16 protein-coding genes are annotated in these 13,978 nt (G+C 41.9%); 7 read left to right on the top strand and 9 right to left on the bottom strand.

Features of this window, described 5'->3' with window-relative positions; genetic code table 11:
• Positions 1-53: 53 nt before the first annotated feature.
• The gene (locus BMW53_RS02355) at positions 54-476 is read right to left on the bottom strand and encodes a hypothetical protein (protein ID WP_038557489.1); all 423 of its coding nucleotides are present in this window, start codon (positions 474-476) and stop codon (positions 54-56) included.
• 34 nt (positions 477-510) lie between these two features.
• A complete protein-coding gene (locus tag BMW53_RS02350; RefSeq protein ID WP_038557490.1) occupies positions 511-1,071 on the bottom strand; it encodes a peroxiredoxin in 561 nt (186 codons plus the stop codon).
• Between the two features lie 126 nt (positions 1,072-1,197).
• Between BMW53_RS02350 and BMW53_RS02345 the strand changes: the two genes are divergently transcribed.
• Positions 1,198-1,617, top strand: coding sequence for an SIR2 family protein (locus BMW53_RS02345; RefSeq protein ID WP_038557491.1), 420 nt, complete (start codon positions 1,198-1,200; stop codon positions 1,615-1,617).
• A gap of 17 nt (positions 1,618-1,634) precedes the next feature.
• Here the strand turns inward: BMW53_RS02345 and BMW53_RS02340 are convergent, their stop codons facing one another.
• The 5 genes from BMW53_RS02340 to BMW53_RS02320 all read right to left on the bottom strand — a co-directional run bounded on the left by BMW53_RS02340 (position 1,635) and on the right by BMW53_RS02320 (position 5,555).
• On the bottom strand, positions 1,635-2,378 hold the full coding sequence (locus tag BMW53_RS02340) for a hypothetical protein (protein ID WP_038557492.1): 744 nt from the start codon (positions 2,376-2,378) through the stop codon (positions 1,635-1,637).
• Between the two features lie 83 nt (positions 2,379-2,461).
• Positions 2,462-3,196 (bottom strand): hypothetical protein, encoded by a 735-nt coding sequence (locus BMW53_RS02335; protein ID WP_038557493.1) that lies wholly within the window; start codon positions 3,194-3,196, stop codon positions 2,462-2,464.
• Between the two features lie 4 nt (positions 3,197-3,200).
• Positions 3,201-3,653: a GNAT family N-acetyltransferase gene (locus BMW53_RS02330; RefSeq protein WP_038557494.1), complete on the bottom strand. Its 453-nt coding sequence runs from the start codon at positions 3,651-3,653 to the stop codon at positions 3,201-3,203.
• A 99-nt stretch (positions 3,654-3,752) separates the two neighbouring features.
• Positions 3,753-4,184, bottom strand: coding sequence for an endonuclease domain-containing protein (locus BMW53_RS02325; RefSeq protein ID WP_074780154.1), 432 nt, complete (start codon positions 4,182-4,184; stop codon positions 3,753-3,755).
• 12 nt (positions 4,185-4,196) lie between these two features.
• Positions 4,197-5,555: a GntP family permease gene (locus BMW53_RS02320; RefSeq protein ID WP_038557495.1), complete on the bottom strand. Its 1,359-nt coding sequence runs from the start codon at positions 5,553-5,555 to the stop codon at positions 4,197-4,199.
• A 329-nt stretch (positions 5,556-5,884) separates the two neighbouring features.
• Here BMW53_RS02320 and BMW53_RS02315 point away from each other — a divergent pair, with 329 nt between their 5' ends.
• From BMW53_RS02315 to BMW53_RS02295, 5 genes are all read left to right on the top strand, one after another.
• Positions 5,885-6,574: a succinate dehydrogenase cytochrome b subunit gene (locus BMW53_RS02315; protein WP_038557496.1), complete on the top strand. Its 690-nt coding sequence runs from the start codon at positions 5,885-5,887 to the stop codon at positions 6,572-6,574.
• 16 nt (positions 6,575-6,590) lie between these two features.
• Positions 6,591-8,531, top strand: coding sequence for a fumarate reductase/succinate dehydrogenase flavoprotein subunit (locus BMW53_RS02310; RefSeq protein ID WP_038557497.1), 1,941 nt, complete (start codon positions 6,591-6,593; stop codon positions 8,529-8,531).
• Positions 8,532-8,604: 73 nt separating this feature from the next.
• On the top strand, positions 8,605-8,964 hold the full coding sequence (locus tag BMW53_RS02305) for a four helix bundle protein (protein WP_038557498.1): 360 nt from the start codon (positions 8,605-8,607) through the stop codon (positions 8,962-8,964).
• Between the two features lie 43 nt (positions 8,965-9,007).
• On the top strand, positions 9,008-9,769 hold the full coding sequence (locus BMW53_RS02300; RefSeq protein ID WP_038557499.1) for a succinate dehydrogenase/fumarate reductase iron-sulfur subunit: 762 nt from the start codon (positions 9,008-9,010) through the stop codon (positions 9,767-9,769).
• A 602-nt stretch (positions 9,770-10,371) separates the two neighbouring features.
• Entirely contained in the window at positions 10,372-11,109 is a 738-nt protein-coding gene (locus BMW53_RS02295) for a hypothetical protein (RefSeq protein WP_038557500.1), read from the top strand.
• 216 nt (positions 11,110-11,325) lie between these two features.
• On the opposite strand, the gene BMW53_RS02290 is transcribed toward BMW53_RS02295, so the two are convergent.
• Positions 11,326-12,255, bottom strand: a complete 930-nt coding sequence (locus BMW53_RS02290; RefSeq protein ID WP_051567725.1) for a CPBP family intramembrane glutamic endopeptidase — start codon at positions 12,253-12,255, stop codon at positions 11,326-11,328.
• Positions 12,256-12,335: 80 nt separating this feature from the next.
• On the bottom strand, positions 12,336-13,040 hold the full coding sequence (locus BMW53_RS02285) for a 3-keto-disaccharide hydrolase (protein WP_038557501.1): 705 nt from the start codon (positions 13,038-13,040) through the stop codon (positions 12,336-12,338).
• 138 nt (positions 13,041-13,178) lie between these two features.
• On the opposite strand from BMW53_RS02285, the gene BMW53_RS02280 reads away from it, so the two are divergent.
• Positions 13,179-13,973 carry a BtpA/SgcQ family protein gene (locus BMW53_RS02280; RefSeq protein WP_051567726.1) on the top strand — a complete coding sequence of 265 codons (795 nt, stop codon included), beginning with the start codon at positions 13,179-13,181 and terminating at the stop codon, positions 13,971-13,973.
• Positions 13,974-13,978 lie beyond the last annotated feature (5 nt).

Genomic DNA, 13,978 nt, shown 5'->3' with positions numbered 1-13,978 from the left:
GGTGGAAATAAAAAAGGAGCAATTTTGCTCCTTTTTATTTTATACAAAGTTTTTTACCAGCCAAGAGGCAAATAGGTACCGGCTCCGTTTAGATGAAACTGAATAGTTAGATTTCCACTTTTGTTCAGCTTGGCGATTCCCTCTGGTAGCATTACATCGCCTTCTTCAGGGTTAAATACTTCGTCGCCATTAACATCAATATAGAGGTAATTAAATCCAAACCACCGATTGGGGTAGCCACCAAAATCCTGCATAAGCGGATGGCTCTCTTCAACCGTGATTTTTAATGATTTTACGAAATTTCCGTTGGGTGTAATTACTTCATGGGCAGGAGCTTCAAATTCATATGATTCCTCTCCGTCGGAAATTGAGAATGTTGCGGTGTAATTTCTTACTTTAGCCTGCGCACTACTATTTTTTACAGGAAGTAAAAAACACAGCAGACTAATTGCTAAAAATGCTCTTAAAAATTTCATCTTCACTTATTTATGGGTTTGTAATTTATGCAAATTACGAATTGTTTTTAATAAACTTCAAAATTTCGTCTGAGTCTTTTGTGGCATCAACGTCTGTGTTTTTATAAACAATAGTACCGTTTTTATCGATAATGAAGGTCCAGCGCGATGCTGTAGCCCCCCGAACCAAGTCAAAACTGTGGCCATCAATTTCGCGTGTAATCGTACCTCCGTCGCGCAGCGGTACTCCGAATTTTTTGGCAATTTCACCATTTGCATCTGAAAGTAAAGGGAAATTCAGGTGGTTGGCCTTTTTAAAAAGCTGAAGGCCTTCAATATTATCGCCACTAATTCCAACTACAACTGCGTTCGCCTCGTCGATCTCCGTTTTCAGGTCGCGGTAGGCGCAGGCTTGTTTGGTACAGCCGCCGGTCATTGCCGCCGGGTAAAAATAAACCACAATAAATTTGTCGCCCAAATAATCATCTGCATTCCAGGTCGAGCCATCGTCGGCCAGGGTAGAAAATACAGGTGCTTTGTCGCCAACATTTACTTCCTGCGAAAAGCTGGCGAAAGACAGGCTTAGTAAGAGTGATGCAATTAGAAATCGTTTCATGACTGAATCATTTAATGTATGTCATTAATACATACGAGATTAAAAAATGTTTCTGAGGAAATGATTTTTTTATAAATCCTAGTTTATAACAGAAAGAATCCGCATTAAAATGGTTAATTTTAACCAATGGGACATGCTTATTCATACCGTTGCGATCATTGTGGTTTTACCGAAAGCTTTAATCAGGGGCACGGATTTCTGGTTCATTCGCAGCCGGTTGGCGACTACCTGAAGCAGCGCACCCGGATTTTTCATTACAAAACGCACAACCTGCTTCGAAAGATGGCACAGGCCTCCGACAATTTGCATCTGAAGGCCGGTTTCCAGATTTATAAATGCCCGCATTGTAAAACCTTGTACGATAAAATTGAGGTGACTGTTTTTGATGACGAAGCAGTAGTTCATAAAAGCGAATTCCGTTGCCGCGATTGTAAAACGCGCTTAAAACTTACCAATATTCACCGGCTGAAAAGGGCAATTTGCCCGCGTTGCAGGCAGCGTACTTTTCATCGCGATTATGCGCAGCACGAACTTTGGGACAGTTGATCCTCGCAATTAATACATTAAATGTTTTCTTCGCATTCGGCCTGGTACTCGGCAAAGGTTTTGTTTGTTGGGTATTTTTTTGTGAGAATTTTAAAGTGTTGCAGCCCAACTTCGGGTTTGTCCTCAATTTTTTGGTACATGCGCGCCAAAAAGAAATCGGCTACGGTGGTTAAGATCACATTATCTTCGGAAGCAAATTTCTCCATCCGCTTTAGTTTCTTTTCGCGGGCTTCAGATTTTTTGGCATTGGCAAAAAAGTTAATGTTCTCGATGTATTGATACATAATAACATAACTTTCGAAAAGTTTCTGTTCGTCGCCGGTAAAAGGCGGGTCTTCTTTTTCAATAGCAGCAATCAGGTCCCGGATATCGGAGCGTGCCGATAGCATTCCGAATATGTTGAATTTCTTTTTATCGTAACGCAGTTGGTACGAGCGAACAATAATCTGACGCATTTTTTGCTCGTACGTTTCGGTTTCGGGCAATAACGATGCATCAATCAATTCATCTAATTTGTCTGAATTCTCTTTTGAATAAGTGGTGCGGTATTTCCACCAGTGCAAATCGAGGTTTAAAAAAGTACGGTAAAATTCGCTCAGTTCGTCCTTGCCGTTTGTAAACGTTTTTTCAGCCTCGCTAAGGTTTTGCTCATAAATTAAGGTGAATACACGGTTGGCAATGCTGTCGTTATTGGCATTGTTTGCCCACGTTGAAAAGCTAAAGCACACTAGAAAAATTGAAAAAAGTACCCTTCTGATCATCTCACAAATTTTGTGTAAAGTAAAAAGTTTCTACGATGAAAACTTGCGGATGAAAGAGAAAATTGTGCAAAATGATCGAAAACCTATTTTAATTGCTTGTTGCATTCATCCAACAGCTCCTCAAACTTTATATTTTCCGGGAAGTTTTTGTGCAGCCATTGGAAATAGGCAATGGCATTTGTCGGGTTGTTTTCGTAATTCAGCCAGGTTTTCCCCAAAAAATAGGCAACCAGCGTTTTTGTAATCCGGCTTTCCGATTGGAACAAATGGGTCATGGTGGTTAATGCTTCGCTGCAGTTTTCTTTTTTGTTGGAAGAAAAAAACGGTTTCAGATAATTGTCGAAATATTGAAATAACGCGGAATATAACAGGTACAGTTCCTGTTGTTCCGGTGGTAATTCTTCGTTTGTTTTTAAGGAAGTGAAAAGCGCCTTGGTTTCCTGCCGCGTTGAAATTGCTTTAATCAGTTTAAAACGTTTCAGCTCGTATCGCAATTGGTACGACAGGTTAACCAGCAGAATAGCCTCTTGAGTGGATGATGTGGGATTTGTTGGTGAAAGTTGACGCAAATCGTTTTCGAAAGCCGGGAAATCTGGGGTGTTAGTGCCTGTAACATTTTTCCAGTAACTCATGTCGATCGAAAGAACGGCGAAAAAAACGGAGTCTATATTGTTTTTATTGGCGTGAAGCATTTCTTCAGCCCGCGAATAATGTTGGTTGTACATTTCGCTGAAAATGCGTTCGATAAGGCTGTCCTGCGGAGAGGCAAAACACTGACTGCCCAGAAAAAGAAATAGTAGAATTATAATTTTTTGCATCTGTTTAATCGGCTTGGTTTTCAAACAACATTCCGTAATGTGGGATTCCATCTTCGAGGTACTCGTCGGTAACAACTTTAAATCCCAGGTCTTCGTAAAATTTACGCAGGTATTTTTGCGCACTGATTTTTATTTTATCGGGCTGCCAGTTTTTTAGAATGTATGTTTTAGCTTCTTTCATCATCTGAATTCCCAGTCCTGTTCCGCGCTCCGACTCTTTCACCACAACGCGCCCGATGGAATAATCGTTAAACCGTGTTCCCGGTTTCAGCAAACGTGAGTAGGCTACAATCTGCCCGTCTTTTTCCGCAAACTGGTGGATGGCATCTTTATCCAGTCCATCAATATCGTTGTAAACACAGTCTTGTTCAACTATAAAAATTTCCGCCCGAAGTTGAAGAATATCGTAGAGCTCGTTTGTCGTGAGTTCTGTGAAATGTTTGAATGTAAAAGTCATAGTGGTGCAATGATAGTAATTTTTGATTGTTCTTCGGACCCCTAAATCCCCAAAGGGGACTTTGGGCCGGTGAATAAAAGTTGCTGGCCATTCTTGATGCTAAGTCCTAAATTCCTCCCCTTTGGGGAGGTTAGGTGGGGTCAGTTTATCGACTTCCTTTTTTATTTTGAGAACAACTTTTTCAATATCATTTTCAACCTCTTCATTCGTAAAACGAATTACTTTATAGCCAATTACGGCAAGTCTTTTGGTTCGCTCCTCGTCTTCTCCTTTTTTTAATTGATGAATTTTCCCATCCACTTCAATAATTAGTTTTATTGAAAGTGCAACAAAATCAGGGATATAAAAATCAATGATATGTTGTCTTCTGAATTTGACTCCTAGCTGCTTATTTCGTAGTTTTTCCCAAAGCATATTTTCCGCTTTGGTCATTTCATCCTTAAGTTGCTTTCTTTCGTCTTTATACTTTTTGTAGAAGTTTTTATTTGCAGTTTGCCAACGTGGTTTGTTGTTTGGGTTATCCGAATCCATAGATTGGTGACCTTAAAAAAATAAACTAACCAGCATCGTAAACGCCAGCCCGCAAACTGCAATTAGCGATTCCATTACCGTCCAGCTTTGCAGGGTTTGTTTTTCGTTCATCCCAAAGTATTTACCTACCAGCCAGAAGCCACTGTCGTTTACATGCGATAGTAAAGTTGCTCCCGAAGCAATAGACAGAACAACCAGCGCGCGTTGCGGATCGTTCAATCCAAATTCGCTCATAACCGGGGCAATAATTCCTGCAGCAGTTATCATGGCAACGGTTGCCGAGCCTTGTGTTACACGTACAATGGCAGCTAAAATCCAGGCCAACAAAATCGGTGGGAGCGCAGAGTTTGACATCGACTCGGCCATAATTTTTCCGATTCCGCTGTCTACCAAAATTTGTTTTAAAACGCCCCCGGCACCTGTTATCAGAATTATTATTCCTGCCGGACCAAGTGCTTTGGTCGACAACTCCAGCACTTTTTCTTTGCCCATACCACGTTTTATGCACAAAAAGTAAATGGCAATAAGCGTGGCAATGATCAGCGCAGAAAACGGGTGCCCCAGAAATTCAAGTACATCGGTGTAAATGCTTTGCTCCACTACCTTTTTCGAAACGGCCAGCCCGGTAAAAGTGTTAACCAAAATCAGGAACAATGGAACGGCAATAATTAAAGCAATTAAACGAAACGACGGGAGGTTGTTTTCATCGTACTCTTTCTTGGTTTGAATCATAAATTCTTCGGGTGGAGTGAGGTGAATTTTTTTCGAAATAAACTTTCCCCAAACCGGTCCGGCAATAATAGCCGTTGGAAATCCAACGATCAATCCAAGCAAAATCACCCAGCCCAGTTGTACATTAATAATATCGGCAACAGCAACCGGCCCGGGCGTTGGCGGAATAAAACTGTGCGTGGCAGCCAGTCCGGCCAGCAACGGGATACCGTAGTACAATAATGATTTTTTGGTGTCGCGCGAAAGAGCATAAATAATAGGTACAAGAATGATAAAACCCACATCGAAAAAAACCGGGATGGCAATGATGAAACCGGTAACCACCATTGCCCACGAGGCACGGTCTTTTCCAAATTTTTTAACCAGATAATGGGCCAGCGATTCGGCTCCGCCCGAGCTCTCGAGCATTTGTCCGAAAATTGCTCCCAGTCCAACAACGGTCGCAACAAAACCCAGCGTTCCGGCCATCCCGTCCTGAATGGATTGTGTTACCTGTTTAAGTGGCATGCCGGCCAGAATTCCCACATAAATGGCGGTAATAAGTAAAGCGATAAAGGCAGAGATTTTGAGTTTTAGTACCATAAAAAGCAGCAAGGCCACTGCCGAAAGCACCATAAAAATCAGAAAAGGTGTACCCATTTGGTTTAGATTTAGTGTTCGCTAAAGTTAGAATTTGTACTTGTACCACCAAAATAATAGTTTTCATGAAAGAGGTTAAGATGAAAAATTGTGCCGTAATTTTTTGAAAAATATTCGGCTCTATTTAATAAGACAACAGGAAAGCATGCGTGTTTTTATTGTTAAAGTTGTTCGACCGAATCTTCAATCTAAACCAAAAATTAAATCAGTTGTAGAATCATTATAAATTAGCTAATTTAGAACCCCATTTTTGCAGGAATATTTGTGTTCGTCTACATTTGTGGCGCTTTAAGCAAAATTCGGAATCAACCAAAAATAAATAATAGATTATGAGCAAATTTTTAACAGCCTCGATTGGAAGAAAATTTGTGATGAGCCTGTCGGGATTATTCCTGGTAGTCTTTATTGCAGTCCACTTGGGCCTCAACTTATTACTGATCTTTGACAACAGCGGTGATTTGTTTAATCAGGGAGCTCACTTTATGGCTACTAACCCTCTGATTAAGATTATGGAACCTATTCTCGGATTAGGTTTTATCATTCACATTGTTTGGTCATTCTTCCTTGAGTATCAAAACTGGAAAGCACGCCCGGTTAAGTATGCGAAAAAGAACATGAGCGGAGCAAGCTCGTGGGCATCGCGTAACATGCTGGTTTTAGGTGGTTTGGTTTTGGTATTCCTTATCATCCACATCATTAACTTCTTTATTAAGATGAAGTTTACCGGTGATCCGCTTTTGGCAGAAGTTACCGTAAACGGCGAACACATGCACAATGCGTACGCTTTGGTTTCAACTGCTTTTATTAACAGCACTGCACTGGGTATTCTTTACATTCTTGGTGGTATTTTACTGGGAATTCACCTGTCGCATGGTTTCTGGTCGGCTTTCCAAACTTTAGGTTTAAACAACAAACATTGGTTAAACCGCTGGAAAGTTATTGGTACGATTTACGCAATTCTTGTTGCTGTGGGTTTCGCCGTTATTCCACTTTATTTCATGGTAGGATTGTATAAATAAAAAAGAGGAAAGAATTATGAGCATTTTAGATAATAAGATACCTGAAGGGCCATTAGCAGAAAAGTGGAACAAACACAAAGCTGCCATTAAAGTAGTGAGCCCTGCAAACAAGCGTAAATTAGAAATTATTGTTGTGGGTACCGGATTAGGTGGTGCCTCGGCAGCTGCTTCTTTAGCAGAATTAGGATATAAAGTAAAAGCATTTTGTTACCAGGACAGCCCGCGACGCGCGCACTCAATTGCTGCACAGGGAGGTATTAATGCTGCAAAAAACTATCAGAACGACAACGACTCGGTTTACCGTTTGTTTTATGATACCATTAAAGGTGGCGACTACCGTGCACGCGAAGCTAACGTTTACCGTTTGGCAGAAGTTTCTCCGAACATTATCGACCAGTGTGTGGCACAGGGTGTTCCATTTGGTCGCGAATACGGTGGTTTGTTAGATAACCGCTCGTTTGGTGGTGTGTTGGTAAGCCGTACGTTCTACGCACGTGGGCAAACCGGTCAGCAGTTGTTAATTGGTGCTTATCAGGCGTTGAACCGTCAGATTTCGAAAGGTGCTGTTGAAATGTACAACCGCCACGAAATGCTGGACTTGGTTAAAATCGACGGAAAAGCCCGTGGTATTATTGCCCGCGACCTTGTTTCGGGCGAGATCAAACGTTTTGGTGCACACGCCGTTGTTGTTGCAACCGGAGGTTACGGAAACGTATTCTTCCTGTCAACCAACGCAATGGGAAGTAACGGATCGGTCGCATGGCAATGTTACAAACGTGGTGCTTTTATGTCGAACCCATGTTTCGTACAAATTCACCCTACTTGTATACCTGTTCATGGCGATCAGCAGTCGAAACTGACATTGATGTCGGAGTCGTTGCGTAACGATGGCCGTGTTTGGGTACCAAAGAAAAAAGAAGATGCTGTAAAATTGCAGAAAGGTGAGCTTCATCCGAACGATATTGCAGATGAGGATCGCGATTTTTACCTGGAAAGAAGATATCCTTCGTACGGTAACCTTGTGCCTCGTGACGTTGCGTCGCGTGCTGCAAAAGAACGTTGCGATGCCGGATTTGGTGTAAACTCGGAAGGTAAAGCAGTTTTCCTTGATTTTAAATATGCCATCGATCGTTTGGGTAAAAGTGTAATTGAAGCACGTTATGGAAACCTTTTCCAGATGTACGAAAAGATTACCGATGTTGATCCTTATAAAGCGCCGATGATGATTTACCCGGCTATCCACTACTCAATGGGTGGTACCTGGGTTGATTACAACCTGATGACTTCGGTTCCCGGTTTGTATTCAATTGGTGAAGCTAACTTCTCCGATCACGGAGCTAACCGTCTGGGTGCTTCGGCACTGATGCAAGGATTGGCGGACGGATATTTTGTGTTGCCATACACTATTGGTGATTACCTGGCTGACGAAATTATGACGCCAATGGCCGACACAAACGCTCCTGAGTTTGCTGCGGTTGAAAAAGAGGTAACTGATCGTATTGAGAAATTATACAACATTAAAGGTTCGAAACCGGTTGACTATTTTCACAAAAAACTTGGACAAGTAATGTGGGATTACGTTGGTATGGCCCGTAATGCTGAAGGATTGAAAAAAGCGATCGAGATGATTAAGGAAATTCGCGCTGAATTCTGGAAAGATGTTCGTATTCCTGGCGAATTGGACAACCTTAACCCTGAGTTGGAGAAAGCCGGTCGTGTTGCCGATTTCTTCGATATTGGTGAGTTGATGGCGCGCGATGCACTCGACAGAAACGAATCGTGTGGTGGACACTTCCGTGAAGAGTCGGCTACCGAAGAAGGTGAAGCAAAACGTAACGACGAAGAATTCACTTATGTATCGTGCTGGGAGTACAAAGGAGAGGGCGCAGAGCCGGATATGCATAAAGAAGATTTGGTATTTGAGAATGTGAAGCTTACGCAGCGTTCTTACAAATAATTATGAGAGTATAGAGTAGTGAGAAATTAGTATTGAGAAGAAGAAAGATCAGGAATCAATAAAAGCAAAGAAGATGCATCAGTTTAAAGAATTGAAAGTTTGGCAAAAAGGAAGAGTTCTTGTTAAAGAGATTTACCAGGCAACTCACGCATTTCCAAAAGATGAGCTTTTCGGTATCGTTTCACAAATGAGAAGGGCTGCTGTTTCAATTCCAACAAACATTGCTGAAGGATGTGGGAGAAATAGCGACAAGGAATTGGGCCGTTTCTTAGACATTGCCAATGGTAGTGCATTTGAACTGGAAACTTTAGTGATTTTAAGTCTTGATTTAGAGTATCTTTCTCAAAACAAATTCGAAGAGTTGGATGCAAAACTTAATGAAGTCCAAAAGATGATTTTTGGTTTAAAGCAATCATTAAAAATTCACGATTAAGGTCTCATTACTCATATCTATAAATCTAAAAATCTAGAATAAAATGGCTGATAAGATTCTAAAAAAACTCAAAATAAAAGTTTGGCGTCAAAAGAATGCCAAATCAAAAGGTAAATTCGAAACATATACAATCGAAAATATCTCAACCGGGTCTTCTTTCCTTGAAATGATGGATATCCTGAATTTCCAGCTTATTGAAGCGGGAATCGACCCAATTGCTTTCGACCACGACTGCCGCGAAGGTATCTGCGGTACTTGTAGTCTGTATATTAATGGCCGTCCTCACGGACCAGACACCGAGGTTACTACTTGCCAGCTGCACATGCGTAAGTTCAAAGATGGTGAAACCATTGTTATTGAGCCTTGGCGTGCACGTGCTTTCCCGGTAATTAAAGACCTTGTTGTTGACCGTACTGCTTTCGAGAAAATTCTTCAGGCTGGTGGTTTCGTATCGGTAAATACCGGTGGTGTTCCTGATGCCAACACAATTCCTATTCCGAAAGAAGATGCTGAAGAATCAATGGATGCAGCAGCATGTATCGGTTGTGGTGCTTGTGTTGCAGCGTGTAAAAACGCATCGGCTATGTTATTTGTTTCGGCAAAAGTTTCGCACCTGGCAAAATTGCCTCAAGGTAAAGTTGAAGCTGCAAGTCGTGCCAAAAACATGGTGGCCAAAATGGATGAATTGGGTTTTGGTGGATGTACCAATACTCAGGCTTGCGAAGCTGAGTGTCCGAAAAGCATCTCTATCACCAACATTGCTCGCTTGAACCGCGAGTATTTGTGCGCAAAAGTTAGCGAATAAGAAAATTCACGCTATACATTTGAAAAGCCTTCTCAGTTTCTGGGGAGGCTTTTTTTGTTTTTTATTGGCTGCCTGGTTTTGTACGAGAGAACAATAGCTCACCTATGTAGCTTTTGTCTTCATGCCAGACGGGCAGTTCCTTTTGCATTCGATCAAAAGGAACTCCCGATTTATCGGGATCAAAAAATAACCTTTGCGTTTTTTCAATGTAACCAATTAGCCCGATTGACGCCTGCCTGCCGGTAGTCAGGGATTTTTGACGAGCCCGCACGGGATTTCCTTCAAGGTTTGTCGGTTATTGAATGGGAAAGAAGTTTTTAAACAGTTACCTGTATTTGCCAGCGTTTCATTTTTGGAAGTATATGTAGTTAATTCCCTTTTCATGACTATTATTGAACTTTAATGACCAATATTTTTCTTGTTTCTAACCCTGTTAACTTCGTGCGAAGATAGAGACTTAAAGGTATTAAAATACAGCCATTCGCTAAAACGAAGCTCCGGTTTTTCACAATAATAAACAGGTAGATGTGTATAAGTACAAGGGCGAACACATGAATTCCCCATGTACAATCCATAACTTCGCATAAACACAAAGGAATATTATGCCATACAGACGTTTACCCACGACGGATAAAGCCAGAATACGCGCACTTAACGCAGCGCTGGCAAAGGTGATTAAGAATGAGGAAAAACTGGCGTTCTCGAATCATTCGGTTGAAGAACTCCAGAATGTGAAGAATGCTTTCGAAAATCACCTTCGACAATACGAATTAGACACACGACTTCAGTCGGAAAATATAAAAGAGTATAAAGAAGCTTTTGATCGAGCTAAAATGTACGTCTCGCATTTTATACAGGTGCTGCAGTTTGCATCGGAGCGTGGCGAGATTAACGGCGGAATTAGGTACTACGGGAACCTGGCCTCTTTTGAGGGAAAAGTACCTTCACTAAACACCGAGGAAGATATAATTGAGTGGGGCAAAATAATGGTGGAAGGCGAGCAAAAGCGTAAACAAAATGGGGGAAGTGCCATTTATAATCCATCCATTGCGCTGGTGAAATTTAAGGTGGAAGAGTTGCACGACGCTTCGGTATTTCAGCAAACCTTAAAACGAAATACCTTGCGCTCGTTCGATAAAATGCAGAAACTGCGTAAGACGACCAACGACTTTATAAGCAAACTGTGGACAGAGATTGAAGAAAGCCTGGAGGTGGAATCGCCAAAAGTAAAACGACAACTGGCACAGGAATACGGTATTGTTTATGTATTCCGACGGAATGAAAAGAAAAAAATGTCGGCAGAAGAAATGCAGACCGATCTCTTATTTGAATTTGCTTAAAAGAATATTGATTGTCTGTAACGTGTCATGATTTGCACGTTACCCTGAACTCGTTTCAGGGTCTCATCCATATAATGCTAATATCATTTAACAGATGCTGAAACAAGTTCAGCATGACGAAAAATAGGATATAAGACGCATATGCGAATATCTGAAAAGAATTTATTGTATTGATATTTTAGATCCCGGCTTGGTGAAAACTAATCCGGGATTTTTTTATATAGGAATTTCTTTACCGGCATTCTGTCGTTTCAGCATCATCAGAAACACAAACGTTAGTGCAAGACTGATTCCGGCCATGTAATAGCTGTCGCCGGTAGAACCGATTTCTTCATATTGTGGATTCATCAGGCCGTTATTTATAAAGTACATGGCAATTACGGCAATCGCGTTATTCATGAAATGGGCAATAATGGGCAACCATATCGAGCCGCTCCAAACCAGCAAATAACCAAACAGGGCGCCAAGCAAAACACGCGGAACAAAACCATAAAACTGCATGTGTAAAGCGCTAAAAAGTATGGCCGAAATCCATATTCCCCAATGGTGACTGCGCGTCATTTTGCTAAATATATTCTGAACCACGCCACGGAATAAAAGCTCCTCGCCAACTGCCGGCAGCAGGGCAATCATAAACACGTTAAATGCAAGTCCGCCAATGGTTTTTACATTTAAAAAGGCTTCCGTAATATCGGCGGCATTTTGTTCGGCGTTGCGCATCCATTCTTCCACTCCCGATAACCACTCGGGAAAACTCATGTTGCTGTTTAATTCGCCAATGAGGTTAATCGCCGGAGCGGCAAAAAACATCATCGCAACAACCAGAATAACACTTTGCGAATTGAATGATTTATTGAGGTATAGGTATTCGTTTGATTGGCCATGAAACAGGTAGCCCAAAATAAACGGAGGAACGATAAAAAAGCCGATTGCCTGAACAACCTGAATGAATTTATACAGGTTGATAATGTTTAGTGGCGTTTCGGAATTAATAGCCGGCAGGTTCAAAACAGTATTGAAACCCCAGATTGGAATGGCCACCACAAGCGACAATACAAAAAAGATTAATATGCTGGCCACCACAACAAATGCAGCAAAAAACAATTGCGAAAAGGGTTTCAGATCTCTGAATGCAGTAAATTCCATTTTTGAGAATGTTTCGGGCAAAGATAATTTTTATTGAGAAACCTGTTCCGGGCTTGCCGATTTCGATAAGCTTACAGAAACTACAATTCCCTAATCTTAATATTCCGGAACATTGTTAATCCGCCATGATCCTGCAAGCCGATATGACCGGTTTTTGCCATTCCGTAGTCTGGTGTGTCGGCCCACTTGCTTGCAGCTTTATTTTGCAGCCATTGGTCGGTCCACAACTCATATTCCACCACTAAGCTGCCGTTCAGCCAGTGTTCAACGTGTGGCCCGTTTACAATTACTCGGGTGGTATTCCACTCGTTAATCGGTTTTAGCTTTGCATTTTTGGGTGCATTCATCCCGTAATTGGCGCCTGAATGTTGCCAGGCTTCCAGTTTGTCAGGCCAGCCATTGTCATCAATCAACTGGTACTCCGGTGCTGATTCGTAAATGGCATCGGTAAGCCCTTCCTGTACATGGTAAAAAATGCCCGAGTTACTTTCCGGTGCTACTTTCCATTCCAGGTACAATTCAAAATTGGTGTATTGTTTTTTGGTGATAATGTCGCCGCCATGATCGGTGCCAACGCCCGAGTTGTGCAATTCGCCGTTAATTACCTTCCATCCGGTAACTGCGCCTCCGTTAAAAGTTTTCCAGTTGTTGGTGGTTTTCCCGTCGAACAGCAATTCCCAGCCGTCCTCGATTTCTTCTTTTGTTAAGGTGTTTTCGCTTTTTTTTGTCGAACACGACAGGAAAATAAGGACATAGCAGGCAAGCAAAAGGGAACTATTCTTCATCTTTCGTTTTTTTTTGACTTAGGTTATGGAGTGTAAATGTACAAAATCAGTGGCAATCAAAACATAAGTGAATTGTTTTTAGAGATCGGTAGAAATTTCCTCAAATCGGTTAACTTTAAGAAACCAAAACAATAAAGCGTGGAACTCAACAAATCAATAATTGGGATGGTGCATGTAGGAGCCTTACCTGGCACTCCCAAAAACCGCCTAAGCATAACTGAAATTATTAACGCCGCCATCAGCGATGCACAAAAACTTGTGCAGGGCGGGGTTGATGCAATAATGATCGAGAATATGCACGACCGTCCGTATCTGAATCGTAAAGTAGGGTCCGAAATTGTGGCCTCAATGACCGCCGTTGCAATAAAACTAAGGCAGGAGGTTTCGCTTCCTCTGGGAATTCAGATTCTGGCCGGAGCCAACAAACAGGCGCTGGCTGTGGCTCATGCTGCAGGTTTCGATTTTATCAGGGCCGAAGGATTTGTGTTTGGGCATTTGGCCGACGAGGGAATGATGGACAGCGATGCTGCCGAACTTTTGCGCTACCGGAAGCAAATTGGTGCCGATAACATAAAAATATGGACCGATATTAAAAAGAAACACGCATCGCATGCTATTTCTGCCGATGTTTCGATTTGTGATATGGCCAAAGCTGCCGTGTTCTTTTTAGCCGATGGAGTTATTGTTACCGGAAATGCAACGGGCGAAGAAGCCTCGATAAAGGATGTGCAGGCTGTAGTTGAGGCTGTTCGGTTGCCGGTGCTGATTGGCTCGGGAATTACAGAGCAAAATATTGCCGGTTTCTGGCCCTATGCCGATGCTTTTATTGTAGGCTCATCTTTTAAATACGATGGCAACTGGCAAAATGAGGTGGAGCTGGAAAGAGTTCAGTCGTTTATGAGCCGGGTGAAGCACTTACGAAACACTTATTGACATTC

The sequence above is a fragment of the Draconibacterium orientale genome (assembly GCF_900111425.1).
In the GTDB taxonomy this organism is placed as follows: Bacteria; Bacteroidota; Bacteroidia; order Bacteroidales; family Prolixibacteraceae; genus Draconibacterium; species Draconibacterium orientale.
The sequence above is the reverse complement of the archived record's forward strand: the minus strand, read 5'-3'. Positions and strand labels throughout refer to the sequence as shown.